Below are 22,788 nucleotides of genomic sequence, written 5' to 3'. Positions count from 1 at the left end.
TTTCTTGTGAATATTCACCTGACCCAGGCGCGACCCGAGCGGGCCGCCCAGGGTCGTCCATCAACCTTCAAGCAGGTACCTTATGTCATGTCATGACACCCTGAGCCTTCGTCCCCTCGAGCGAGAGGATCTGAAATTCGTGCATCAGCTCAACAACAACGCCAGCATAATGCGCTACTGGTTCGAGGAGCCTTACGAGGCTTACATGGAGCTGGCCCAGCTCTATGACAAGCACATCCACGATCAGCACGAGCGCCGCTTCATCCTGGAGGTGGCCGGCACCCAGGTCGGGCTGGTGGAGCTGGTGGACATTCGCAGCATTCATCGCCGCGCCGAATTCCAGATCATCATAGCCCCCGCCTATCAGGGGTTGGGTTATGCCAAGGCGGCGACCCTGAAGGGGATGAAGTACGCCTTCAACGTGTTGAACCTGCACAAGTTGTACCTCATCGTCGATCGGGACAACGCCAAGGCGATCCACGTCTATCAGGGGTTGGGATTCGAGCCGGAGGGGGAGCTGAAAGAGGAGTTCTTCATCGATGGCAAATATCGCACCGCCATTCGCATGTGCCTGTTTCAGCGTGATTTCAAGGCAGATGATGCAAACCGGAACTAAGGTTGCCTGACGCCTGAGTGCCCAGGGGGGAGGGTGGCGCCGGCCTGTGTCAGCCTGGCCTCTCCCCCGGTCGGCGCGTTTTGGCCGCAGGATAAAAACTCAGGTCATTTGAGGCAGAATTTGTGATGCCTATCTGTTACACTTCGCGCCCGCCATTTTCCGGCTCACTTTCTGACTTGATGTCGGACGCAGCCACCGGTGGTATCAACCTCCGCCTCGCCTACGCCGAGCCGCAAGCCAAACACAGCCCAGCTGGAACACAGGAACCCAATTTATGAGATTTGAATCGTTCGATTTTGCCCCCGAGATTTTGCGTGCCGTCTCAGATTGCGGTTATCAGGAGATGACCCCTGTGCAGCGCCAGGCGATCCCGACCATACGTCGCGGTCTCGATGTGCTGGCCAGCGCCCAGACGGGGACCGGCAAGACTGCCGCCTTCGCCCTGCCGATATTGCAGCGCCTGGTGGACAAGCCGGCCGAGCTGCAACCGTCCAACGCCCGTGTGCTGATCCTGACCCCGACCCGCGAGCTGGCGGCCCAGGTGGCGAGCAACATCAATGACTTCGCCAAGTACCTGGATGTTACCGTGCTGACGCTCGTTGGCGGCGGCAAGCAGGATGTGCAGGCCAAGAAGCTGAAAGCGGGTGCTCACATCATAGTGGCGACCCCGGGTCGTCTGCTGGAGCACCTGACCGCTTGCAACCTCAGCCTCTCCGGCGTCGAGTGTCTGGTGCTGGACGAAGCGGATCGCATCCTCGACATGGGCTTCAGTGCCGATGTGCAGCAGATCCTGCAAGCGGTCAACAAGGAGCGCCAGAACCTGCTGTTCTCCGCCACTTTCTCCGACGGGGTGAAGAAGCTGGCCAACGTCATGCTGGACAAGCCGCAGATCATCAGCGTCAACAAGCAGAACTCCACCGCCGACACCGTCACCCACACCGTCTATCCGGTGGAGCAGAAGCGCAAGCGCGAGCTGCTCTCCGAGCTCATCGGCAAGCAGAACTGGCCGCAGGTGCTGGTGTTTGCCAGTACCCGTGAAAGCTGTGACGAGCTGGTGGCCGAGCTGAACCTGGATGGCATCAAGTCCGCCGTGGTGCATGGCGACAAGGCCCAGGGCAGCCGTCGCCGCGCCCTGCGCGAATTCACCGAAGGCAAGGTGCGGGTGCTGGTCGCCACCGAAGTGGCCGCCCGTGGTCTGGATATCCCGGATCTGCAGTACGTGGTCAACTATGATCTGCCGTTCCTGGCCGAAGACTACGTGCACCGCATCGGTCGTACCGGCCGCGCCGGCAAGAGCGGCATGGCCATCTCCTTCGTCAGCCGCGAGGAAGAGCGCACCCTGCTCGAGATCGAGGCGCTGATCGGCCAGAAGATCCGCCGTGTCATGGTGCCGGGCTACCAGGTGGGCAACCGTGACGAGCTGATCAAACAGTTGCAGGAGCGTCGTCGCTTCGGCAAGCGTCCCCAGCGCGATGACAACGCCGCCGCTCAGGCCATGGCCGAGGCCAAGCTGCAGGGCCAGCGCCTCAAGCGTCTGGCGGCAATGAAGAAGCCGCGTCAGCCGAAGTAAGCGCGCCCAACCCCGCCCGGGCCTTCCCCTTGTCAGGGCAGGCCGGGAGGGGCGATTTTGTACATAAAGGCGCCACTGGCGCCTTTATGCTGTTGATGACCCGGCCTCTGGCCCGCCCGTCTCTCTGAGGACTCGTGATGACACCTCCCAACTACAATCAGGCCCTGCTCGACATGGCCACCCAGAGCCTTGCCGAGCTGGCGCGCACCGCCGAGCAGAAGGCGGGCAAGCGCACCCCGGCCCAGGAGAGCCATTTTCTCTGCACCTGGATGGCGGACTCCCTCAAGGAGAAGCGCTTCTCCCGGCTGGTGATGGAGGATCTGAAAGGCTGGATCCAGCAGGGCCGCACCCTGGGAGCCGGCGCCGATCTCAAGGGCTTGCTGGAGCGCATCGCCTTCCAGTACGCCCGCGTGCAGGCCGACTCCCAGCAGCTCGGCACCAGGCTGGCCGCCATGCTGGCCGAGCTGGAAAGCGCGGGTTGGTTGGTGTTTACCGACAGCGAGGTGAGCGCCAAGCTGCGCCTGCAGGGGCAGGGCCAATCCAGTCTGGTGATCTCCAGCCGCGAATATGGCGAGCACCTGGTCCAGGGGGAGCTTGTCAAGCCGCTGACCCTCTATGCGCGCTGTGACGAAACCCAGCTGGCCGAGGCGGCCTTTCGCCATGGTCTGCTGCTGAGCCAGGGCAACAAGAAGACCACGCTTGTCAAACACCACAAGGCGTATTCTCTGGTGCCTGCCAACCTGCAGCCCGCGCTGGGGCTGCTGGCCGAGGCGAGAGCCTGACGGCGAGCCTTTTCCTCTGTCCTTCTCAAACTCCGGCCTGGCGCCGGGGTTTTTTATGTGCGGCGAGCGGCGATGGGAGCGCCGGGGAGGCGAGGAGAGCCAGGGGCAAGTGGGATGGCGAGCCCCGTTTTTGTCGCGGATGGTTTGTCGCATCGGGCTATTTCCTCCTCTTTCCCCCTCTGATGGGGGGCGTCCCCCATATGGTGGGATGGTGGCGGAAAATTTCTGCTCTAGGGTGGGTTGGCCCCAAAGAGGGCCTTAAGGAAGCAAACCGCCTGATGGCGATACTCAATGAATGAGGAAACATGATGAAAGCGACTCCCATTGCCCTGCTGCTGGCCGGTGTGCTGGCCTCTCCGCTCTGCGCCGCAGGGCTTGACGCCCAACTCACCCTGGTGGATGGCAGCACAGACGATGTGCGCGTCAACCTGACGCTGACCAACACGGGTGACAAGCCGATCCGCCTGCTCAAGTGGCAACTGCCGGGCAGTGAAGATGCCCCCCTGTTCCTGGTGGAACGGGATGGTCAGCCGGTCAGCTACGAGGGGGCCCTGATCAAGCGGGCGGCGCCGACCGACAAGGACTTCCAGCTGCTCAAGGCCGGCCAGAGCCTGACGGTGCAGGCGGAGGTGTCCGGCCTCTATGACATGAGCGCCCAGGGTCAGTACAGCATCCGTTATCAGCTGCCGACCCTGCCGCAGGAGGCGAAGGCCGCCAAGGCCAAACAGGCCCAGGCGAGAGAGTCCAACGCCATCACCCTGTGGGTGGAGGGGGTGAACGATGAGCGAGTCCAGGCCAAGGTGGCCGCCGTCGAACCTCAGGCCGTCACCGCCTCGGTCAGCTTCAGCGGCCGCTGCACCAACACCCAGAAGAGCGACATTCTGGCCGCGCTCGATGCCGCCAGCGGCATCAGCAACAACTCCAGCAGCTATCTGGCGGTGGACAAGCCCGATGGCCAGCGTTATCGCAGCTGGTTTGGCGCCTATGACGCCTCCCGCTGGGATCAGGCCGAGGGGCACTTTAGCAAGATCAAGGATGCCATCGACAACAAGCCGCTCACCTTCGACTGCGGCTGCAAGCAGAGCTACTTTGCCTACGTTTACCCGGATCAGCCCTACAAGGTCTATCTGTGCAAGAGCTTCTGGACCGCGCCCGTCACCGGGACCGACTCCCGTGCCGGCACCATAGTCCATGAGCTGAGCCACTTCACCGTGGTGGCAGGCACCGACGATCTGGGTTACGGTCAGGCCAATGCCCGCAATCTGGCGAAGACGGAGCCGGTCAAGGCGCTCAACAACGCCGACAACCACGAATACTTCGCCGAGAATACCCCGAGCGAAAATTGATCCGCTGACAGGGGCCGCCAGGCCCCTTTTTTGATGTTGAAGGAGGCGCCATGATGACACTCTTGCTCACGACCCTCGCACTCGCCCCCCTGCAGTGCGAGCTGTCGGTCAAGGCACAAAGCCGGGTGGACGAGCCCTTGCCCCTGGTGATGACCTTGACCAACAAGGGGGAGGGACCGCTCGAGGTGCTGAGCTGGTTCACCCCGTTCGAGGGCTGGTTTGCCGATGCCATCGAACTCACCCTGGATAACCAGCCGCTGGCCTACAGGGGGCCGCTCGCCAAGCGTGGTGCACCCGCGGCCGAGGATTTCTTCATACTGGGGCCGGGCCAGCAGAGCCAGGCGGATGCGGATCTGACCCAGGTCTACGATCTGTCGCGCCCAGGCCTCTATCATCTCAGTTATCGCGCCCAACCCTTGACCCTGACCCAGGGGGTTGCCCCGCGTTGCCCCGCCATCAGCTTCAATCGCCTGGCTGCGCCCTAGGCAGGCTGACACGCCTTGCCGCTGCTCGCATCCAGCAGCCCCACAGCGCGGGCCGCCACCGCCAGATAACGAGGCGATGTGTCCCGCACCCGCCAGCAGCAGTGCACCAGCTTGATCACATGATCGTCCAGGCTGGCCAGCGCCAGTGGCAACACCCTCTCCCAATCCAGCCCTGAAACGTCTGGCCAGCGCAGTGAACGCAGCGCGGGCGCCCCGACCGTGATATAAGCCGCCGCTACCGCCTGCCACATCAGGGTTTGCCACGGCGCTTGCCACTCGCCGGGCAACTGCCGCGCGACCAGGGCGGCGGCCCTACTGCCGGTCACCATGTGCAACACGGTGAAATTGCCGGTCTGCCAATAGAGCTGCAGGGCGATCTCTGCCAGCTGGGCGAATACTGCCGACGACTCGACGAGTGAGCGGGGCAGTGTGCCCGGCCAGCGCGGCGCCTCTGCCACCTGCTGCAATCGACCCGTTATCCACTCGCCCTGCCAGCTCGCACCCTCCCACTGTCCGGATACCCCAGCCAGCAGACTGACGATATCTCGGCTGGGGGCGGCCTCTCCGGCGGGCAGTATCAGGGGGCGGCACTGCCAGGCAGCCAGCGCGGCGGCCTGCTCCCCCAGATGGCCATTTTCCAGGGCGCAGGCGAAGCGGATCAGAGGGTGAAAGGCCCCTCCCGCAGGGGAAAGCCGGCGTGTCAGCAGTGTCGCAAAGGTGGGCTGCCAGCCTTGGGTGGCGAGCCGGTTTGCCAGCTGCTGACGCAGCCGAACGAAACTGATTTCATCCTCCCCCTGACTTGTTTCCCCGCTCGGCAGCGCATAGGTTGCCTGCCAGTGATCGAAGAAATGCTGCAGCTGGCGGGGGCTGGCTCCCATCTCGTGCAGGGCATGCAGCGCCATCGGGCAGTGGTTGGTGGTGCCCCGGCCATTGAGGGCAAAAGCACGGTTGGCATCGAGCAGGCGATGAAGATGATGCATAATCGTTTGACTCCTTTCATTAAGGGAGACAGGATTGTGCAAGTTAAAGCTAACTTGAGGTCAAGGATGGATACGGATCGCAAGTGGTTAGCCATAGGCCAGATAGCCAGGCGCTCCGGCGTCAACGCCAGTGCCTTGCGTTTTTACGAGCAGAAGGGGCTGCTTCGCAGCGTGCGTAGCGAAGGCGGCCAGCGCCTCTATCCGCAGGATGCGCTGCGCCGGATCGCCTTCATCCGGGTAGCGCAGGGGATGGGACTGAGCCTTGGCGACATTGCCGATGCCCTCGCCGGCTTGCCCGATGGTCGTACACCGGATCGTCGCGACTGGGAGCAGATCGCCAGCCAGTGGCAGGGGCTGCTCGATCAGCGTATCGAGGCCCTGCTGCAGCTCAAGGGCAAGCTCACCTCCTGCATCGGCTGCGGTTGCCTGTCGCTCGAGCACTGCGCCCTTTACAACCCGGATGATCAGGCCGCAAGACAGGGCGCCGGCCCTCGCTATCTGCTGGGGGATGCGCCGCCGTCCGACGAGTGATCAGCAACATGATGAACATGAGCGTCGACCCAACCATGCCATGCACAGGGCCGACTCGTTTAACCATCAAGGAGGAGACATGGCACTGGAACAGCTTAAACGGGAGTTGGAGCAGTTTGGCGAATACAACGACAGCCAGCAGCAGGCCCGTGGCAGCAAGATGCTCAACATCACCCGCGATACCGGCGAACTGCTGGCGGTGCTGGTGCAGGCCAGGGGGGCAGACGCCGTGCTGGAGATAGGCACCTCCAACGGTTACTCCACCCTCTGGCTGGCCGAGGCGGTACGCAGGCTCGATGGCCGGGTCACCACCATCGAGCTTGATGAGGGCAAGCGGGTCATGGCTGCTGCCAACTTCCAGCGCGCCGGCCTAGGCCCCTGGATCACCCAGCTGGCGGGCGAGGCGGGGGCCCTGCTGGCCGAGCTGCCGACGGAAGGTTATCAGCTGGTCTTCCTGGATTCAGATCGTCAGCACTATCGGGCCTGGTGGCCGCAGATCCGGCGCCTGCTGGCCCCTCGTGGCCTGCTGGTGGTGGACAACGCCATCTCCCATCGGGACGAGATGGCCGAGTGGATGAGTGAGGTGCAGCGCGATCCGGCCTTCCAGAGCACGTTGGTGCCGGTGGGCAAGGGGGAGTGGCTGGTGGTGCGTCTGTAGGGAGAGTGAGCATGGAATTCAAGACCATGGAACCAAGAGCTGTGGTAGAGGCCTATTGGCAGGCCATGCAGAGCAACGATTTTGCCAAGGCTGCCAGGTGGTTGTGTGAGGATTATGTCTGTGACTGGCCGCAGTCCGGTGAGCGGATTGCGGGGCGCTGCAACTTCATCGAGGTCAACCGCCGCTATCCGGCGGCGGGCCCCTGGAATTTTGAGGTGGTCCGGCTGATGGAGCAGGGGCGGGAGGTGGTGACCGAGGTGTTGATCACCGATGGCCTGGTGCATGCCCGCGCCATCACCTTTCACACGGTGAGCGGGAATGCCATCCTGCACCAGACCGAGTTCTGGCCCGATCTCTACGAGGCCCCCCACTGGCGTCGTCCCTGGGTGACCCCGATCCCCCGGGAGTCGCAACTCGCCTGATCCCGGCCCCCAGGGTGAGCCATGCCGCCCTGGGGAAATGATTATTTTGTGTTGTTGCCTTACTCTCATCCATCTCATCCATCTCATCCATCTCATCCATCCTCGTTATCCATTATTTCGCTAAATATCCCCACATTTCATTGTTTGGCAATGGAATGGTCCGCGTTATGTTTTGTCCATGCCGATAGTCCGCAGAATTAATCTTTGATGTTGCAGCGAATGAAATTAATCAGCCGGCTATGGATTCAGGGTTGGAAAATAATGATTGCATGGCGCCAATGTTTTTATTTGGCAAGCGTTCTGGATATTTATAAATATAACGAGGTGGATCATGAAAAAAGTACGCTCCCTGTTTTTGCTGGCGGCGCTTCCGCTGGCTCTGATGACATCGGCCGAGGCCCAATCCAGCCTCGCCGCTATCCATAGCGCCGGGGTGATCAAGATCGGCACGGAAGGGGCCTATCCTCCGTTCACCTATCACGACAAGAGCGGCAAGCTGGTGGGTTTTGACGTTGAGATTGGCGAGCTGATTGCAAGCGGTCTCGGGGTGAAGCCGGAGTTTGTCGAAGGCAAGTGGGACGGGCTCATCGCCGGGGTGGATGCCAAACGCTACGATCTGGTGCTCAACGAAGTGGCTATCACCCCGGAGCGGCTGAAAAAGTATGACTTTTCAGATCCCTACATCACCTCCAAGGCAGTCGTGGTGGTGCACAGCGACAACAAAAGCATCAACAGCTTTGCGGATCTGAAGGGCAAGAAATCCTCCCAGTCCCTGACCAGCAACTTCGCCCAGCTGGCCAAGGCGTCGGGGGCCGAGGTGGTGGCTACAGAGGGTTTCAACCAGTCGCTGGCGCTGGTGCTGACCGGGCGGGTGGATGCGACCATCAACGACAGTCTCTCCTTCCTGGACTTCAAGAAGCAGAAGCCGGATGCCAAGTTGAAGGTGGCGGCGACCGAGGCGAAGGGGGATCAATCTGCCGTGCTGCTCGCCAAGGGGCAACCCGAATTGCTGGCCGCCATCAATCAGGCGCTGCGTACCGCGAAACAGGATGGCAGCTATCAAAAAATATCGGTTAAATATTTTGGCACCGACGTCTCGCAATAATATTGCGACAACATAATAACAATCGAGGGAATTAACGTGCCAGCTTGGTTACAGTTAATGATCGACTCTTTTTGGCCCCTGCTCAGTGCGGGGCTTATTTTTACCGTGCCCTTGACCCTGATCACTTTCGTATTGGGAATATTGCTCGGTTTCCTGGTGGCACTGGCAAGGTTATATGGTCCCACTCCGCTGGTCGTACTGGTGCGCTTTTATGTCTGGCTTATTCGGGGGACGCCGCTGCTGGTGCAACTCTTCCTTATTTTCTACGGCCTGCCGAGCGCCGGCATAGTGCTGGATGCCTTTACCGCCGCCGTCATCGGCTTCACCCTCAACATAGGTGCCTACAGCTCGGAGATCATCCGCGCCACCCTGGCGGCGATCCCGAAAGGGCAGTGGGAGGCAGCTTACTCCATCGGCATGAACTGGTCCCAGGTGATGTGGCGGGTGATCCTGCCACAGGCGGCGCGCATCGCTGTGCCGCCGCTCTCCAACACCTTCATCTCGCTGGTCAAGGACACCTCGCTGGCGGCGGCGGTGACTGTGCCCGAGCTGTTTCAGGCGGCCCAGCGACTCGCCTCCGTCACCTATGAGCCGCTCATCCTCTACATAGAGACGGCCATCATCTACCTGCTGTTCAGCTCTGTACTCTCCACCCTGCAAAACAGGCTGGAGCGTAGACTGACCCACAAAGAGACCCGGGAGCTTGCCCTATGATCCGATTGAGCGGCATCGAGAAACAGTTTGGCGGCCAGCGGGTGCTCAAGGGGATAGACCTTGCCATGGCAGCGGGCAGCGTCACCGCCCTGATAGGCCCCTCCGGCAGCGGCAAGAGCACCTTGCTGCGCTGCGTGAACCTGCTGGAGCGACCGGACGCGGGGCAGCTGGTGCTGGGGGGGAGCGAGCTCGACTTTGCCCATAACCTGTCCCGCCAGAGCGTGCTGAGCCTGCGTCAGCAGACCGGCATGGTGTTTCAGAACTTCCAGCTGTTCCCGCACATGACGGTGCTGGAAAACGTGACGGAGGGGCTGGTGACAGTGCTGAAGTGGCCCAAGGCGAAAGCGCAGGCGCGCGGCTTGCAACTGCTCGACAAGGTGGGGCTCAGGCACAAGGCCGAGGCGGTGCCCGCCACCCTCTCCGGCGGCCAGCAGCAGAGAGTCGCCATAGCACGGGCGCTGGCACCGGCGCCCAAGGTGCTGCTCTGTGACGAACCCACCTCGGCGCTGGATCCCGAGCTCGCGCTCGAGGTGGTGGCCGTGCTGCGCCAGCTGGCACGTGAAGGCACCACCATGCTGATCGCCACCCACGACTTGCGTCTGGCATCCCAGATAGCGCAACAGGTGATCTTTCTGGAATCCGGCGAGGTGGTGGAGGCGGGCAGTGCGCGCCAGATGTTCACCACTCCCAAGCGGACCCGCACCTTCGAGTACATCTCCACCCTGACCGAGCGGTTGCCGGAGAGCTGGAGCATCTAGCGGCGCTTGCCCGGACGACAGCCATATAAAAAAACAGCCCCGCAGATGCGGGGCTGTTTGCTTGGGGAAGCCTTGGACGGCAGCTTACACGGCCAGGTAGTCCATGATCCCCTCGGCGGCCTTGCGGCCCTCGTAGATGGCGGTGACCACCAGATCCGAGCCACGCACGGCGTCACCACCGGCGAACACCTTGGGGTTGCTGGTCTGGAAGGCATGTTCGGCCTGCTCGGGGGCCTTGATCCTGTCCCGGCTGTCGAGCTCTATGCCGTACTCCGCCATCCAGGGCTGGGGGTTGGGCTGGAAGCCGAACGCCATCACCACGGCATCGGCGGCCAGCACCTGCTCGGAGCCTTCGATCACCACAGGATTGCGGCGGCCGTTGGCATCGGGCGCACTGAGCTCGGTGCTCACCACCTTGATGCCGCAGGTACGGCCATGGGCATCGAGTTCGACGCCGACCGGCTGCAGGTTGAACATGAATTCCACCCCTTCCTCCTGGGCGTTCTTCACCTCCCGCTTGGAGCCCGGCATGTTCTCGGCGTCGCGACGGTAGGCGCAGATCACCTTGTCGGCGCCCTGGCGGATGGCGGTACGGACGCAGTCCATGGCGGTATCGCCGCCGCCGAGTACCACCACCTGCTTGCCGGCGAAGTCGATGTAATCGGCCTGTGCCTTCTCAAAGCCCAGCAGCCGGTTGGCGTTGGAGATGAGGTAGGGCAGGGCGTCGTACACACCGGGCGCCGTCTCGTTGTCGAAGCCACCCTTCATGTACTTGTAGGTGCCGACCCCGAGGAAGACGGCATCGAACTCGCCGAGCAGGTCGGCGAAGGTGACATCCTTGCCCACCTCGGTCTCGAGGCGGAACTCGATCCCCATGCCCTCGAAGATCTCGCGCCGACGCTGCATCACCTCTTTTTCCAGCTTGAAGGAGGGAATGCCGAAGGTGAGCAGGCCGCCGATCTCCGGATACTTGTCAAACACCACGGCGCTGACACCGCTGCGCGCCAGCACGTCGGCGCAGGCGAGCCCGGCTGGGCCCGCACCTATGACGGCGACCCGTTTGTCTGTCTTGATCACCTTGGAGAGATCCGGGCGCCAGCCCATCTCGAACGCCTTGTCGGTGATGTATTTTTCGATGTTGCCTATGGTGACGGCGCCGAAGCGATCGTTCAGGGTGCAAGCCCCTTCGCACAGTCTGTCTTGCGGGCAGACCCGGCCGCACACTTCCGGCAGGCTGTTGGTCTGGTGGGAGAGCTCCACCGCCTCCAGAATGCGCCCCTCGTTGGCCAGTTTCAGCCAGTTGGGGATGTAGTTGTGCACCGGGCACTTCCACTCGCAATAGGGGTTGCCGCAGTCGAGGCAGCGATCCGCCTGCATGCCGACCTGGGCCTGGTTGAAGGGCTCGTAGATCTCCACAAACTGGATCTTGCGGATCTTGAGCGGCTTCTTGGGCGGGTCGACCCGCTGGACATCGATAAACTGGAATACGTTCTGGCTCATAGGGTTCCCTCCTTATTGCGCCTGGATTCTGAGTTCTGCACTGGAACGGCTGGTGTGGCCAAGCAGGGACTTGACGTCGCTGGACTTGGGTTTGATCAGCCTGAACTTGGGCACATAGGCGTCGAAATGGGCCAGGATCTCCTCGGCGCGCGAGCTGCCGGTCTCATTGAGGTGCGCCGTTATGATACCGCGCAGGTGCTCCTGGTGGATGGCGAGATCCGCCACGTCCAGCAGTTCCACCAGCTCGGGGTTGGTGCGCTTGGCAAAGTTGCCGCACTCGTCCAGCACGTAGGCAAAACCGCCCGTCATGCCCGCCGCGAAGTTGACACCCGTGGTGCCGAGCACGGTGACGATACCGCCTGTCATGTATTCACAGCCGTTGTCGCCAATCCCCTCGACCACCGCCAGGGCGCCGGAGTTGCGCACCGCGAAGCGCTCGCCCGCCGTGCCTGCCGCGTAGAGCTTGCCGCCGGTGGCGCCATAGAGGCAGGTGTTGCCTATGATGGCCGCCTCGTGGGACTTGAACGCTACGCCGACGTGGGGTTTGACCACCAGCTTGCCGCCTGTCATGCCCTTGCCCACGTAGTCGTTGGCGTCACCCGTGAGTATCATCTCGAGGCCACCCGCGTTCCAGACGCCGAAGCTCTGGCCTGCGGTGCCGTTGAAGTGAACCCGTACCGGATCGGCCGCCATGCCCTGGTTGCCGTGGCGTTTGACTATCTCGCCGGAGAGACGGGCACCCACGGAGCGATCCGTGTTGCGGATGTCATAGCGGAATTCGCCGCCAGACTTGTGCTCGACCGCCTCCAGCAGGTCTTCCACCATCTTGAGGTTGAGCGGACCCTTGTCGAAGGTCGGGTTGTGCTGCTGGCTGAACAGGCTGGAGCCTGCCGGTGCCACCGGGCTCGCCAGCAGGCCGGAGAGATCCAGCTTGGCCTGACGAGCGGTGAGGCCGGGCAGGGCCTCAAGCAAATCGGTGCGACCGATCAGATCCGTCAGCTGGGTCACCCCCAGCTGGGCCATCAGCTCGCGTGTCTCCTCGGCGATGAACTGGAAGTAGTTCATCACCATCTCCGGCAGGCCGGTGAAGTGCTCGCGGCGCAGCTTCTCATCCTGAGTGGCGACGCCGGTGGCGCAGTTGTTCAGGTGACAGATGCGCAGGTATTTGCAACCGAGCGCCACCATGGGGCCTGTGCCGAAGCCGAAGCTCTCGGCGCCGAGGATGGCCGCCTTGATGATGTCCAGACCCGTTTTGAGGCCGCCATCCACCTGCAAGCGCACCTTGTGGCGCAGGCCGTTGGCTACCAGCGCCTGCTGGGTCTCGGCCAGGCCCAGCTCCCAGGGGGAGCCAGCATATTTGACCGAACTCAGCGGGCTGGCGCCTGTGCCGCCGTCATAACCCGAGACTGTGATGAAGTCGGCATAGGCCTTGGCCACGCCGCAGGCGATGGTGCCGACGCCGGGCTCGGAGACCAGTTTGACCGACACCAGGCAGTCCGGGTTGATCTGCTTGATGTCGAAGATGAGCTGGGCCAGGTCCTCGATGGAGTAGATGTCGTGGTGCGGCGGTGGCGAGATCAGGGTCACGCCGGGCACGGAATAACGCAGTTTGGCTATCTGGGCCGTGACCTTGTCACCGGGCAGCTGGCCGCCCTCACCGGGCTTGGCGCCCTGAGCCACCTTGATCTGCACCACGTCGGCGTTCATCAGGTAGTGGGGGGTGACGCCGAAGCGCCCCGAGGCCACCTGCTTGATACGCGAATTCTTCTCGGTACCGAAACGCTTGGGATCTTCGCCACCCTCGCCCGAGTTGCTCTTGCCGCCGAGCCGGTTCATGGCCACCGCCAGCGCTTCGTGGGCCTCAGGGCCCAGCGCGCCTATGGACATGGCGGCGGAGTCGAAGCGGGGGAACAGCTTGGCCGCAGGCTCCACCTGATCCAGCGCCACCGGGTTGTCGACCTTCTTCAGGGCGAGCAGATCGCGCAGGGTGGAGACAGGGCGCTCGTTCACCAGACGGGCGTACTCCTTGTAATCTGCGTAGTCGCCGGAGCGCACCGCGGTTTGCAGGGTCTGCACCACGTCCGGGTTGTAGGTGTGGTACTCGCCGCCGTGGACAAACTTGAGCAGGCCGCCCTGGGTGAGGGACTTGCGCGCCAACCAGGCCTGGCGGGCCAGATTGAGCTGATCCTGCTGGATGTCGGCAAAATCGGCGCCCTGGATGCGGCTGGAGACGCCGCGGAAGCACATGGCGACCACGGCGCTGGAGAGCCCCACCGCCTCGAACAGCTGGGAGCAGCGGTAGCTGGCGACCGTGCTGATGCCCATCTTGGACATCACCTTGTAGAGCCCCTTGTTGATGCCATTGCGGTAGTTGAGCATGGCTTGGCGCAGGCTCATCTTGAGCACGCCTTCCTCGACCTGCTTGGCCAGGGTCTCGTAGGCCAGATAGGGATAGATGGCGGTGGCGCCAAAGCCCAGCAGCACGGAGAAGTGGTGCGGATCGCGCACGCTCGCGGTCTCCACCAAAATGTTGGCGTCGCAGCGCAGGTTGTTGTCTACCAGGGTGCGTTGCACCGCGCCCACCGCCATGGCAGCCGGAATGGGCAGGGTATTGGCACTGACGTCCCGATCCGACAGGATCAGCAGCACTGTACCGCCGCGCGCCTTGTCGGCGGCGTCCTTGCACAGCCGTTCAAGGGCCGCTTGCAGCCCCTCTTCCGGCTGGTAGTTCAGGCTCAGCACCGCATGACGATAGTGTTCCCCTTCCAGCGCCAGCAGCTGGTGGAAGTCGGAGTAGAGCAGGATCGGCGACTGGAACAGCACCCGGTGGGCGTGGCCGAAGGTCTCGTTGAAGACGTTCTGCTCGCGACCGATACAGGTGGCCAGCGACATGACGTGGTTTTCCCGCAGCGGATCTATGGGCGGGTTGGTCACCTGGGCGAACATCTGGCGGAAGTAGTCATACAGGGTGCGCTGGCTGGAGGAGAGCACCGCCATCGGGGTGTCATCCCCCATGGAGCCCACCGCCTCCTGGCCGTTCTCGCCGAGCACGCGGATGATCTGATCCAGCTCCTCGTAGGAGTAGCCAAACAGCTTCTGGTAGGTCTTGAGCTGGTCGTCCGAGAACTCGCGGGCGCCTGTGCTGGCGTCATCCATCTGCTCGAACGGCACCAGCCGTTTGCAATGCTTGTCCATCCACTGCTTGTAGGTGTGACGGCTCTTGAGATCGTCATCGATTTCGAAGCTGGTCCACACCTTGCCGTTGCGGGTATCCACCACGAACAGCTCGCCCGGGCCGACCCGGCCCTTCTCCAGCACCTCGTCCGGGGTGTAGTCCCAAGTGCCGACCTCAGACGCGAGCGTGATGAACTTGTCCTTGGTGATGACATAGCGTGCCGGGCGCAGGCCGTTGCGGTCCAGCGCGCAGGTAGCGTAACGGCCATCTGTCATGACGATACCGGCCGGGCCGTCCCAGGGCTCCATGTGCATGGAGTTGAAGTCATAGAAGGCGCGCAGGTCGTCATCCATGTTCGGGTGTTTTTGCCATGCCGGCGGGATCAGCAGGCGCATGGCGCGGAACAGGTCCATGCCACCGGCGAGGAAGAGATCCAGCATGTTGTCGAGGCTGGAGGAATCCGACCCCGTGGTGTTGACGAAGGGGGCGGCCTCTTGCAGATCCGGAATGAGCGGGGTGGCGAACTTGTAGCTGCGCGCCTTGGCCCACTGGCGGTTGCCGGCGATGGTGTTGATTTCGCCGTTGTGGGCCAGGTAGCGGAACGGCTGGGCCAGCGGCCAGCGCGGGCTGGTGTTGGTGGAGAAACGTTGGTGGAACACGCAGATGGCTGCCTGCATGCGAATGTCGGCGAGATCCAGGTAGAAGCGCGGCAAATCCACCGGCATGCACAGTCCTTTGTAGACTGTGACCAGATTGGAGAGGCTGACCACGTAGAAGTAGTCGTCGCTGATGCGTTTTTCGATGCGGCGACGCACTATATAAAGGCGGCGCTCGAGATCCTTGTCGACCCAGCCGGGGGGCGCGTTGACAAAGACCTGCTCGATGCTTGGCAGGGAGGCTTTGGCAATGGGACCGAGCACATTGGTATCGATGGGCACCTTGCGCCAACCGACCAGACTCAAGGTCTCTCTTTCCAGCTCCTCGTCTATGATGTCGCGGGTCTGCTGGGCCAACAGGGGGTCCGGATTCAGGAACAGCATGCCGACCGCATAGTTGCGGCCCAGGTGCCATCCTTTCTCTTCGGCGATCGCGCGATAGAAGCTGTCCGGTTTTTGCAGCAGCAGACCGCAGCCATCGCCGGTCTTGCCATCGGCGGAGATGCCGCCGCGGTGCTGCATGCGAGCCAATGCTGACATCGCGAGACGGACAAGCTTGTGGCTGGCTTCACCTTCCATGTGGGCCAACAGGCCGAAGCCACAGTTATCCCTCTCCAGCTTTGGATCATATAGTGACATTGCATTTCTCCCTTGCTCGGCCTTGCATCGCAAACTGCATAAATTGCGATTGGCTCTTGTGGTTCCGTCCGCCTGACGTGGCGAATCTCCAAACTAATGGGATTTTTCGGCAAGGTCAATTGGACATCCCGGCTGTTTTCATTATTACAAAGTCATAACAAAATGTCGGGGTGCGGGTGTATATGGGGCTTGAATTGGCTATTGCTCTGGCTGTTTTTGTTTTTGCAGGATTTAATACTGATATCCTGGGTTTTGTTGGTTGACTCAGTGGGGGCGGGGATTTGTAGTAATTTTACCAATCAATCCGGCCAGTGAGAGGTGGCGATCACAATTACGCACCCTGTGTCTTGCATTTGTCGCCAACGGGGCTATGAGGAAAATTTCATTGCTCAACAGGTGGTTAGCTGGTCGTTATTCGGTTGTGGCCTGGGCGCTGTTTTTAGCTGACGGGTTTCGAAAGCGTCAATAACTACCCACTTGCAGATATTTATCCAAATATTGGTGAATATTTATATGTTTTCTGACCCTCGCCTCCCTTGATCCAGCTCAGCGCCCTGTTTGTGCAAGCTCGTACAATGGCGCTCCTTTAGCGGAGGTGTCATGCAGTTACACGAACTCGTCAATACATTCGGTCAGGATCTCAAGCAACGCCACGGCCAGAAGATCCACAAGCTCTCCATTCACGGCGCTTTTACCTGCCCCAATCGGGATGGCACCCTGGGCCGCGGTGGCTGCACCTTCTGCAATGTCTCCTCTTTTGCCGACGAGTCGGCCCAGCAGCTCTCCGTGGTGCAACAACTGCTGGCGCGCCGGGATGAAGTGACCCGTGCCAAGCGCTACCTCGCCTATTTTCAGGCTTATACCAGCACCTATGCCGAGGTTGAATATCTGCAGCGCATGTATGAAGAGGCGCTGTCGGTGAGCGACATGGTGGGCTTGTGTGTCGGCACTCGCCCCGATTGCGTGCCGGATGCTGTGCTGGACTTGCTGGCCGGCTATCAGGCCCGTGGCTATGAGGTATGGCTGGAGCTGGGGCTGCAGAGCGCCAATGACAAGACCTTGCAGCGCATCAATCGCGGGCACGGCTACGCAGCCTATGCCGATGCGGTCGAGCGTGCCCATCGGCGTGGCATCAAGGTCTGCGCCCACCTGATCGTCGGCCTGCCCGGTGAAGTACCCATGGACAGCCTGAATACGTTGCACCGCATAGTGGAGACGGGCGTGGAGGGAATAAAGCTGCACCCGCTGCACGTGGTGGAGGGGAGTACCCTCGGCAAGGCCTGGCAGGCAGGGCGGCTGGAGGTGCTGACTCTGGAACAATACGTGGAGGCGGCGGTGGCCATGATCCAGCACACGCCCCCCGAGGTGGTCTATCACCGCATCTCGGCTTCGGCTCGCCGTCCGACCCTGTTGGCGCCGGTCTGGTGCGAGAATCGCTGGACAGCCATGGCCGATATTGCTAGTGAACTGGCTCGCTCCGGCGCTCAGGGACACAGCCTGGGGCGACCTTTTTCCCTCGCAGGATGTATTGAGTGAGCAATCAAATTTCGTCAAAAAAACAGAGGGTTATTAGATGAAATTCAGTCTTTGCGGTATAGTTTCGGTAAAATTGTCTTGATATAGTACTGGGCTTGAAAAAGATATCATTATCAATAAGCTTGTATTATTTCCAATTTAGGCGGGATATATCGGACATGGCGCCATCTTGTGTCGCTATCGAGTGCCGTACCGCTTTTGGGCATAATGCCTCTCAGGTCTGACGATGACATCCAGTGTCATTTACCTGTGCTTTAACATTAATCAGGCTGTTGATCTCTTGCCGTGGAGTCCGGGTTATTTATTCCACGAGATCGCGTTCGCCGGACAGCGATGTGTGACCACCACAGTCGGCCTAATCATGCAGTGACAGGATGCTATGCAAGCAGAAACTAACCGTATTGATGAGTTGTTGGAGTGCCTGGTCTTCCTGACCCGCTTTTATGGCGTACCCAACAGCAGGGATGCCCTGACCACTGGATTGCCGCTGGTGTCCGGCCTGCTGACCCCGAACCTGTTCAGTCGCGCCGCCGAGCGGGGGGGACTGTCTGCACGAGAAGTGATCCAGCCCCTTGCCGATATCTCCTCCCTCTTGTTGCCTTGCGTGCTGCAGATGCGCAACGGCGGTGCCTGCATACTGCTGGAGTGGAACGAAGACAGAACCCAGGGCAAGGTGATTTTTCCTCAGGCAGGGGATGCGACCGAGTGGCTCGGCATTGCCCAGCTGGGTGATGAATATCTGGGTCGGCTTTTCTTCGTCAAAAAGCAGTTCAAGTTTGATGATCGTTCCCCCAAGGTGCTGGAGACCCGTGATGGACACTGGTTCTGGAGCACCTTGTTTGAATCCCGTGGCATCTATCGGGATGTGCTGATCGCCTCCGTCTTGATCAACCTGTTTGCGGTGGCCAGCCCGCTGTTCACCATGAACGTCTATGACAAGATAGTGCCCAACCTGGCGTTCGAGTCGCTCTGGGTGCTGGCGGTGGGCGCCATGGTGGTGTTTACCTTCGATTTCGTGATGCGTCAGTTGCGCAGCTATTTTATCGATATCGCAGGCAAGAAATCGGACGTGCTGCTGTCGGCCAAGATCTTCGCCAAGGTGATGGGCATGCGGATGGAGTCAAGACCGGCCTCCACCGGCGCCTTTGCCAAACATCTGCAGGAGTTCGAGTCGGTGCGGGAATTTTTCACTTCCGCGACGGTTTCTACCCTTATCGATCTGCCCTTTGCGGTCTTCTTCCTCTTTATAATCTGGATGTTTGCCGGCGTCATGGTGGTGGTGCCCATCGTCGCCATGTTGATCCTGGTGGCCTACAGCTTCTATATCCAGGCGCCCCTCAAGCAGTCCATCGAAGAGGGCTCGCGGCTCGCTTCCCAGAAAAATGCCAACCTCATCGAGAGTATTTCCGGGCTGGAGACCGTCAAGATCTTCGGCGCCGAGAGTATGTTCCAGCACCGCTGGGAGCAGGCTGTATCCCATATATCGACCTGGGGCGTGCAGACGCGCCGCATCACCAACTCAATGTCGTCCCTGGCCAGCTACATCCAGCAGGTGGTGACAGTGGGCCTGGTGATCGTTGGTGTCTATCAGATATCGGAAGGGCTGGTCACCATGGGCGGCATGATCGCCGCCGTCATGCTGTCGAGCCGCGCTATCGCCCCCATGGTGCAACTCTCTGTGCTCTCCACCCGCTACAACCAGGCCAAATCCGCGCTGGAGATCCTGGAGAAGATCATGATGACGCCGGGCGAGCAGGAGGAGGGTAAGCAGTACATTCATCACCCTGTCATCGCCGGCCGGATCGAATTTGACAATGTGTCGTTCAAGTACCCCGGGATGGAAAGCAGCACACTGCACAACATCAATCTGCGGATCGAGCCAGGCGAGAAGGTGGCCATCATAGGCCGGATCGGGGCGGGCAAGACGACCCTCGAGAAGATCCTGATGGGCCTGTATCGGCCGACCGATGGCTCGGTGCGCATCGACGGGTTCGAGCTGGATCAGCTGCCGGCATCCGTGATCCGGCGCAACATAGGCTGTGTGCCGCAAGACGTGACTCTGTTTTTTGGCTCGGTGCGCGACAACATAATGCTCGGCAACCCGCTGGTGGACGATGTGCGGGTCATGCGCGCGGCCAAACGAGCCGGGGTGACCAATTTTACCAACCGGGACCCGAACGGTCTGGACCGCCAGATAGGTGAAGGGGGGCGGCAGCTCTCCGGCGGTCAGCGTCAGGCAATCCTGCTGGCCCGGGCCCTGCTCAACGATCCCCCCATTCTGGTGATGGACGAACCCACTTCCAACATGGATAACCAGTCAGAGATGCAGGTCAAGCATGAGCTGGCACGACTGGGACCGGAGACGACCCTGATCCTCATCACTCACAAGACCTCCATGCTCGATGTCGCATCGCGGGTCATCGTCGTGGAGCAGGGGCAGATAGTGGCAGATGGACCCAAAGAGGTGGTGTTGCAACAGTTGAAGGAAGGCAAGGTGCGAGTGCAGGAGGCGTCCAATGGCTAGATTTGGCCTGTTCAAGAAGTCGCCGTCCGATACTGTGCTGCCTGCCCCCGAGCATCTGGAGTTTGTCGACGATGGCGCCGCCGCCGTCCTGCTGACTACCCCGACTCGGGCCAGAGCGCTGCTGTGGGCCTGCTTCCTGTTCTTCATGAGCGCCATCATCTGGGCAGCCTGGGCCGAGCTGGACGAGGTGACGGTCGGGCAGGGCAAGGTGATCCCGTCCCGTCAGCTGCAGGTGATCCAGAACCTGGAGGGTGGGATCGTCAAGGAGATCTTCGTCAAGGAGGGTGACATAGTCGAGAAAGGGCAGCCGCTGCTGCGCATCGATGACACCCGTTTCCGTTCCGATTTTCGGGAGCGTGAGCAGGAGCTGGTGATCCTCAAGGGCGATATCGCCCGGCTAAGGGCCGAGATCCAGAGTGTGGTGGTCAAGACCGCGCCCAATCTGGGCTGGCGTGAGCAAGTGGCCATTGACAAGCAGCCGATCGATTTTCCTGATGGATTCGAGAACGTGTTTGCCGAGTATGTTGCGCGTGAAAAGTCGGTACAGGATGAGCGACTCAACAACCTGAACAACCAGCTCTATATACTCGGCCAGCAGATCGAGCAAAAAGAGCAGGAGACCATAGAGCTCAACGCCAAGATCAGAACCGTCGGGCGCAGCGTGGATCTGGCTCGTCAGGAGCTGGATATCAGCCGCCCGCTGGCCAAGGAGGGGATAGTACCTCAGGTCGAGCTCATCAAGCTGGAGCGTCAGGTCAACGAGATGCAAGGGGAGCTGGAGAGCAACCGGCTGCTGATCCCCAAACTGAACTCAGTGCTGCGGGAGACCATCTCCAAGCGCAACGACATAGCGTTGAAGTTTCGGGCCGACTCACAGACGGAGCTCAACGAGCGGCAGGGGAAACTGAGCCAGCTCTCCGAGGGGCAGGTAGGGCTGCGGGACAGGGTCGACCGTACCAGCGTGATTGCGCCGCTCAAAGGCACCATCAAGAAGCTCAAGATCAATACCCTTGGGGGTGTGGTGCAACCTGGGATGGATCTGATGGAGATAGTGCCGCTGGAAGACACCCTGCTGGTCGAGGCCAAGGTCTCCCCGAAAGACATTGCATTCTTGCGGCCAGGGCTCGAGGCCGTGGTCAAGATCACTGCCTATGACTTCACTATCTATGGAGGATTACATGGAAAGGTTGAACAGATAAGTGCCGACTCCATCCAGGATGAGGAGGGGAACTCCTTCTACCTGGTACGAGTTCGCACCGAGAAAAGTTACTTGGGCGATGAGCTTAACGCACTTCCCATCATCCCCGGTATGTTAGCCAGTGCAGATATTATTACTGGTAAAAAAAGTGTCCTAGACTATTTGCTTAAGCCGATATTACGGGCTAGGCAGTCGGCACTGAGAGAACGATAAGCCAACAATCTAAAAACAACATGACTGGAGATACCATGAAGAAGACGATTGTTGCCATGTTAGTAAGTGGCGCCGTGCTGTTCCCGGGCCTTACCCAGGCTCAAACGCTGGAACAGTCAGTGGCACAGTCACTGGCTACCCATCCGAAAATCAAGGAAGCTTTTGACCTCTATCAGGCTCGACTGTATCAGCATGATGGCGCCAAAGGCGGTTATTACCCCACCATAGATCTGCGCGGTGGTGTCGGTTATGAAAAGACCGACAGCCCGTCCACCCGTGCAGCAGGTGCCAATTCGACCACCATAGATGACTCTATGACCCGTAAAGAGGCCGGGATCAGCCTGCGTCAGATGCTGTTTGACGGTTTCAATGTCAGCAGCAACGTGGCCCGGACCGATGCCGAAGCCAACGCTCAGCGTCTGGCCATGATCTCCGAGGCGGAGAACACGGCGCTGCGTGTGGCTGAGGTTTACCTCAACATGCTGCGCCAGCAGGAGATCCTGGAGCTGTCCAAGCAGAACCTGGAAACCCATGAGCAGATCCGCAGCGACATCAGCAAGCGGACCGACTCGGGCCTGGGCTCTACCGCAGACCAGACCCAGATCGATGGTCGTGTTGCCCGTGCCTATGCCAACCAGGCTGCCGCCGAGAACAACTACCGCGATGCCGAGAGTGAGTTCATTCGTGTCGTCAACGAGATGCCAAAGGATCTGGTACAACCCGTTCCCAATGGAGAACTTGTTCCCGCCAGTCTGGATGCCGCATTGAAAACGGCTACCGAAGTGCACCCGACTCTGCTCTCCTCTCTGCAGGATATCGAAGCGGCCAAGTACCAGCATGAGGGCTCCAAATCCGGTTTCTATCCGAATGTGTCGTTCGAAGTGGATCAGAACTGGAACGAGGATATAGATGCGGTCAAGGGACATAACGACGATCTGACCGCCATGGTGAGGATGCGTTACAACCTGTTCCGTGGTGGATCTGATCTGGCCGAAAGCAAGGCAACCTCGGCCCTTTACTCCCAGGCGAAAGACATTCACATGAATGCTTTCCGTCAGGTTGAAGAGGGAACACGCCTGGCCTGGAACGCCAAGGAGTCGCTGACCAAACAGAAGACCTTCCTGAAAGAGCACGTTGACGCCAGCTATGACACTGTACAGGCGTACAAGAAGCAGTTTGGTCTGGGCCAGCGTACCTTGCTTGACGTGTTGAACACCGAGAACGAACTGTTTGAGGCGCGCCGCAGCTACATCACCGCCGAGTATGACGCTCTGCTGGCTGACTATCGCATCCTCAACGCCACAGGCAGTCTGCTCAACGCGTTTAACGTCCAGCAGCCGGCTGACTGGCAAGCTAAACAGTAATGGAGATCGCATCAGG

General features: G+C 60.7%; 18 protein-coding genes. 15 read left to right on the top strand and 3 right to left on the bottom strand.

The annotated features are described in order from the left end of the window. The first annotated feature begins 82 nt into the window (after window positions 1-82). The 5 genes from speG to BN1118_RS13110 all read left to right on the top strand — a co-directional run bounded on the left by speG (window position 83) and on the right by BN1118_RS13110 (window position 4,799). The gene (speG, locus tag BN1118_RS13130; RefSeq protein WP_043556528.1) at window positions 83-616 is read left to right on the top strand and encodes a spermidine N1-acetyltransferase; all 534 of its coding nucleotides are present in this window, start codon (window positions 83-85) and stop codon (window positions 614-616) included. Between the two features lie 274 nt (window positions 617-890). Next, entirely contained in the window at window positions 891-2,186 is a 1,296-nt protein-coding gene (locus BN1118_RS13125; protein WP_042866233.1) for a DEAD/DEAH box helicase, read from the top strand. 137 nt (window positions 2,187-2,323) lie between these two features. Beyond that, window positions 2,324-2,968, top strand: coding sequence for a DUF2913 family protein (locus BN1118_RS13120; RefSeq protein ID WP_043556526.1), 645 nt, complete (start codon window positions 2,324-2,326; stop codon window positions 2,966-2,968). A gap of 305 nt (window positions 2,969-3,273) precedes the next feature. After that, entirely contained in the window at window positions 3,274-4,314 is a 1,041-nt protein-coding gene (locus BN1118_RS13115) for a M35 family metalloendopeptidase (protein WP_043556525.1), read from the top strand. Window positions 4,315-4,364: 50 nt separating this feature from the next. After that, on the top strand, window positions 4,365-4,799 hold the full coding sequence (locus tag BN1118_RS13110; RefSeq protein ID WP_043556524.1) for a hypothetical protein: 435 nt from the start codon (window positions 4,365-4,367) through the stop codon (window positions 4,797-4,799). On the opposite strand, the gene BN1118_RS13105 is transcribed toward BN1118_RS13110, so the two are convergent. After that, the gene (locus BN1118_RS13105) at window positions 4,796-5,779 is read right to left on the bottom strand and encodes a questin oxidase family protein (RefSeq protein WP_043556522.1); all 984 of its coding nucleotides are present in this window, start codon (window positions 5,777-5,779) and stop codon (window positions 4,796-4,798) included. The genes BN1118_RS13110 and BN1118_RS13105 overlap by 4 nt on opposite strands. 66 nt (window positions 5,780-5,845) lie before the next feature. On the opposite strand from BN1118_RS13105, the gene soxR reads away from it, so the two are divergent. The 6 genes from soxR to BN1118_RS13075 all read left to right on the top strand — a co-directional run bounded on the left by soxR (window position 5,846) and on the right by BN1118_RS13075 (window position 9,967). After that, window positions 5,846-6,310 (top strand): redox-sensitive transcriptional activator SoxR, encoded by a 465-nt coding sequence (gene soxR, locus BN1118_RS13100; protein WP_042866242.1) that lies wholly within the window; start codon window positions 5,846-5,848, stop codon window positions 6,308-6,310. Between the two features lie 79 nt (window positions 6,311-6,389). Then, on the top strand, window positions 6,390-6,968 hold the full coding sequence (locus tag BN1118_RS13095) for an O-methyltransferase (RefSeq protein WP_043556520.1): 579 nt from the start codon (window positions 6,390-6,392) through the stop codon (window positions 6,966-6,968). An 11-nt stretch (window positions 6,969-6,979) separates the two neighbouring features. Continuing rightward, window positions 6,980-7,390, top strand: coding sequence for a nuclear transport factor 2 family protein (locus BN1118_RS13090; RefSeq protein ID WP_042866248.1), 411 nt, complete (start codon window positions 6,980-6,982; stop codon window positions 7,388-7,390). Window positions 7,391-7,721: 331 nt separating this feature from the next. Next, window positions 7,722-8,495, top strand: coding sequence for an amino acid ABC transporter substrate-binding protein (locus tag BN1118_RS13085; RefSeq protein WP_042866249.1), 774 nt, complete (start codon window positions 7,722-7,724; stop codon window positions 8,493-8,495). A 57-nt stretch (window positions 8,496-8,552) separates the two neighbouring features. Next, window positions 8,553-9,209 (top strand): amino acid ABC transporter permease, encoded by a 657-nt coding sequence (locus BN1118_RS13080; protein WP_244463612.1) that lies wholly within the window; start codon window positions 8,553-8,555, stop codon window positions 9,207-9,209. After that, window positions 9,206-9,967, top strand: a complete 762-nt coding sequence (locus tag BN1118_RS13075) for an amino acid ABC transporter ATP-binding protein (protein ID WP_043556515.1) — start codon at window positions 9,206-9,208, stop codon at window positions 9,965-9,967. Before BN1118_RS13080 ends, BN1118_RS13075 begins: the two co-directional genes overlap by 4 nt. An 84-nt stretch (window positions 9,968-10,051) precedes the next feature. On the opposite strand, the gene BN1118_RS13070 is transcribed toward BN1118_RS13075, so the two are convergent. Continuing rightward, window positions 10,052-11,467, bottom strand: a complete 1,416-nt coding sequence (locus BN1118_RS13070) for an FAD-dependent oxidoreductase (protein WP_043556513.1) — start codon at window positions 11,465-11,467, stop codon at window positions 10,052-10,054. Between the two features lie 12 nt (window positions 11,468-11,479). After that, window positions 11,480-15,937, bottom strand: coding sequence for a glutamate synthase large subunit (gene gltB / locus BN1118_RS13065; protein WP_043556511.1), 4,458 nt, complete (start codon window positions 15,935-15,937; stop codon window positions 11,480-11,482). Between the two features lie 600 nt (window positions 15,938-16,537). Here gltB and mnmL point away from each other — a divergent pair. From mnmL to BN1118_RS13045, 4 genes are all read left to right on the top strand, one after another. Next, window positions 16,538-17,473: a tRNA modification radical SAM protein MnmL/YtqA gene (gene mnmL / locus BN1118_RS13060; protein WP_043556510.1), complete on the top strand. Its 936-nt coding sequence runs from the start codon at window positions 16,538-16,540 to the stop codon at window positions 17,471-17,473. A gap of 379 nt (window positions 17,474-17,852) precedes the next feature. Beyond that, window positions 17,853-19,997, top strand: coding sequence for a type I secretion system permease/ATPase (locus BN1118_RS13055; RefSeq protein WP_043556508.1), 2,145 nt, complete (start codon window positions 17,853-17,855; stop codon window positions 19,995-19,997). Then, window positions 19,990-21,408 carry an HlyD family type I secretion periplasmic adaptor subunit gene (locus BN1118_RS13050; RefSeq protein ID WP_043139311.1) on the top strand — a complete coding sequence of 473 codons (1,419 nt, stop codon included), beginning with the start codon at window positions 19,990-19,992 and terminating at the stop codon, window positions 21,406-21,408. Before BN1118_RS13055 ends, BN1118_RS13050 begins: the two co-directional genes overlap by 8 nt. A gap of 35 nt (window positions 21,409-21,443) precedes the next feature. Continuing rightward, a complete protein-coding gene (locus BN1118_RS13045) occupies window positions 21,444-22,772 on the top strand; it encodes a TolC family outer membrane protein (protein ID WP_043139314.1) in 1,329 nt (442 codons plus the stop codon). The last annotated feature ends 16 nt before the right edge of the window (window positions 22,773-22,788 follow it).

It is taken from the genome of Aeromonas bestiarum, assembly GCF_000819745.1.
Classification (GTDB): Bacteria; Pseudomonadota; Gammaproteobacteria; order Enterobacterales; family Aeromonadaceae; genus Aeromonas; species Aeromonas bestiarum.
Note: the sequence above shows the minus strand (reverse complement) of the source record. Positions and strands in the feature narration are given on the sequence as shown.

Coding starts and splice junctions, on each gene's coding strand:
- BN1118_RS13080 (WP_244463612.1), top strand. CDS start 8,553: ATGATCGACTCTTTTTGGCCCCTGCTCAGTGCGGGGCTTATTTTTACC.
- BN1118_RS13070 (WP_043556513.1), bottom strand. CDS start 11,467: ATGAGCCAGAACGTATTCCAGTTTATCGATGTCCAGCGGGTCGACCCG.
- soxR (WP_042866242.1), top strand. CDS start 5,846: ATGGATACGGATCGCAAGTGGTTAGCCATAGGCCAGATAGCCAGGCGC.
- BN1118_RS13055 (WP_043556508.1), top strand. CDS start 17,853: ATGCAAGCAGAAACTAACCGTATTGATGAGTTGTTGGAGTGCCTGGTC.
- BN1118_RS13110 (WP_043556524.1), top strand. CDS start 4,365: ATGATGACACTCTTGCTCACGACCCTCGCACTCGCCCCCCTGCAGTGC.
- BN1118_RS13095 (WP_043556520.1), top strand. CDS start 6,390: ATGGCACTGGAACAGCTTAAACGGGAGTTGGAGCAGTTTGGCGAATAC.
- mnmL (WP_043556510.1), top strand. CDS start 16,538: ATGCAGTTACACGAACTCGTCAATACATTCGGTCAGGATCTCAAGCAA.
- BN1118_RS13115 (WP_043556525.1), top strand. CDS start 3,274: ATGATGAAAGCGACTCCCATTGCCCTGCTGCTGGCCGGTGTGCTGGCC.
- BN1118_RS13045 (WP_043139314.1), top strand. CDS start 21,444: ATGAAGAAGACGATTGTTGCCATGTTAGTAAGTGGCGCCGTGCTGTTC.
- gltB (WP_043556511.1), bottom strand. CDS start 15,937: ATGTCACTATATGATCCAAAGCTGGAGAGGGATAACTGTGGCTTCGGC.
- BN1118_RS13105 (WP_043556522.1), bottom strand. CDS start 5,779: ATGCATCATCTTCATCGCCTGCTCGATGCCAACCGTGCTTTTGCCCTC.
- BN1118_RS13075 (WP_043556515.1), top strand. CDS start 9,206: ATGATCCGATTGAGCGGCATCGAGAAACAGTTTGGCGGCCAGCGGGTG.
- BN1118_RS13120 (WP_043556526.1), top strand. CDS start 2,324: ATGACACCTCCCAACTACAATCAGGCCCTGCTCGACATGGCCACCCAG.
- BN1118_RS13050 (WP_043139311.1), top strand. CDS start 19,990: ATGGCTAGATTTGGCCTGTTCAAGAAGTCGCCGTCCGATACTGTGCTG.
- BN1118_RS13090 (WP_042866248.1), top strand. CDS start 6,980: ATGGAATTCAAGACCATGGAACCAAGAGCTGTGGTAGAGGCCTATTGG.
- BN1118_RS13085 (WP_042866249.1), top strand. CDS start 7,722: ATGAAAAAAGTACGCTCCCTGTTTTTGCTGGCGGCGCTTCCGCTGGCT.
- BN1118_RS13125 (WP_042866233.1), top strand. CDS start 891: ATGAGATTTGAATCGTTCGATTTTGCCCCCGAGATTTTGCGTGCCGTC.
- speG (WP_043556528.1), top strand. CDS start 83: ATGTCATGTCATGACACCCTGAGCCTTCGTCCCCTCGAGCGAGAGGAT.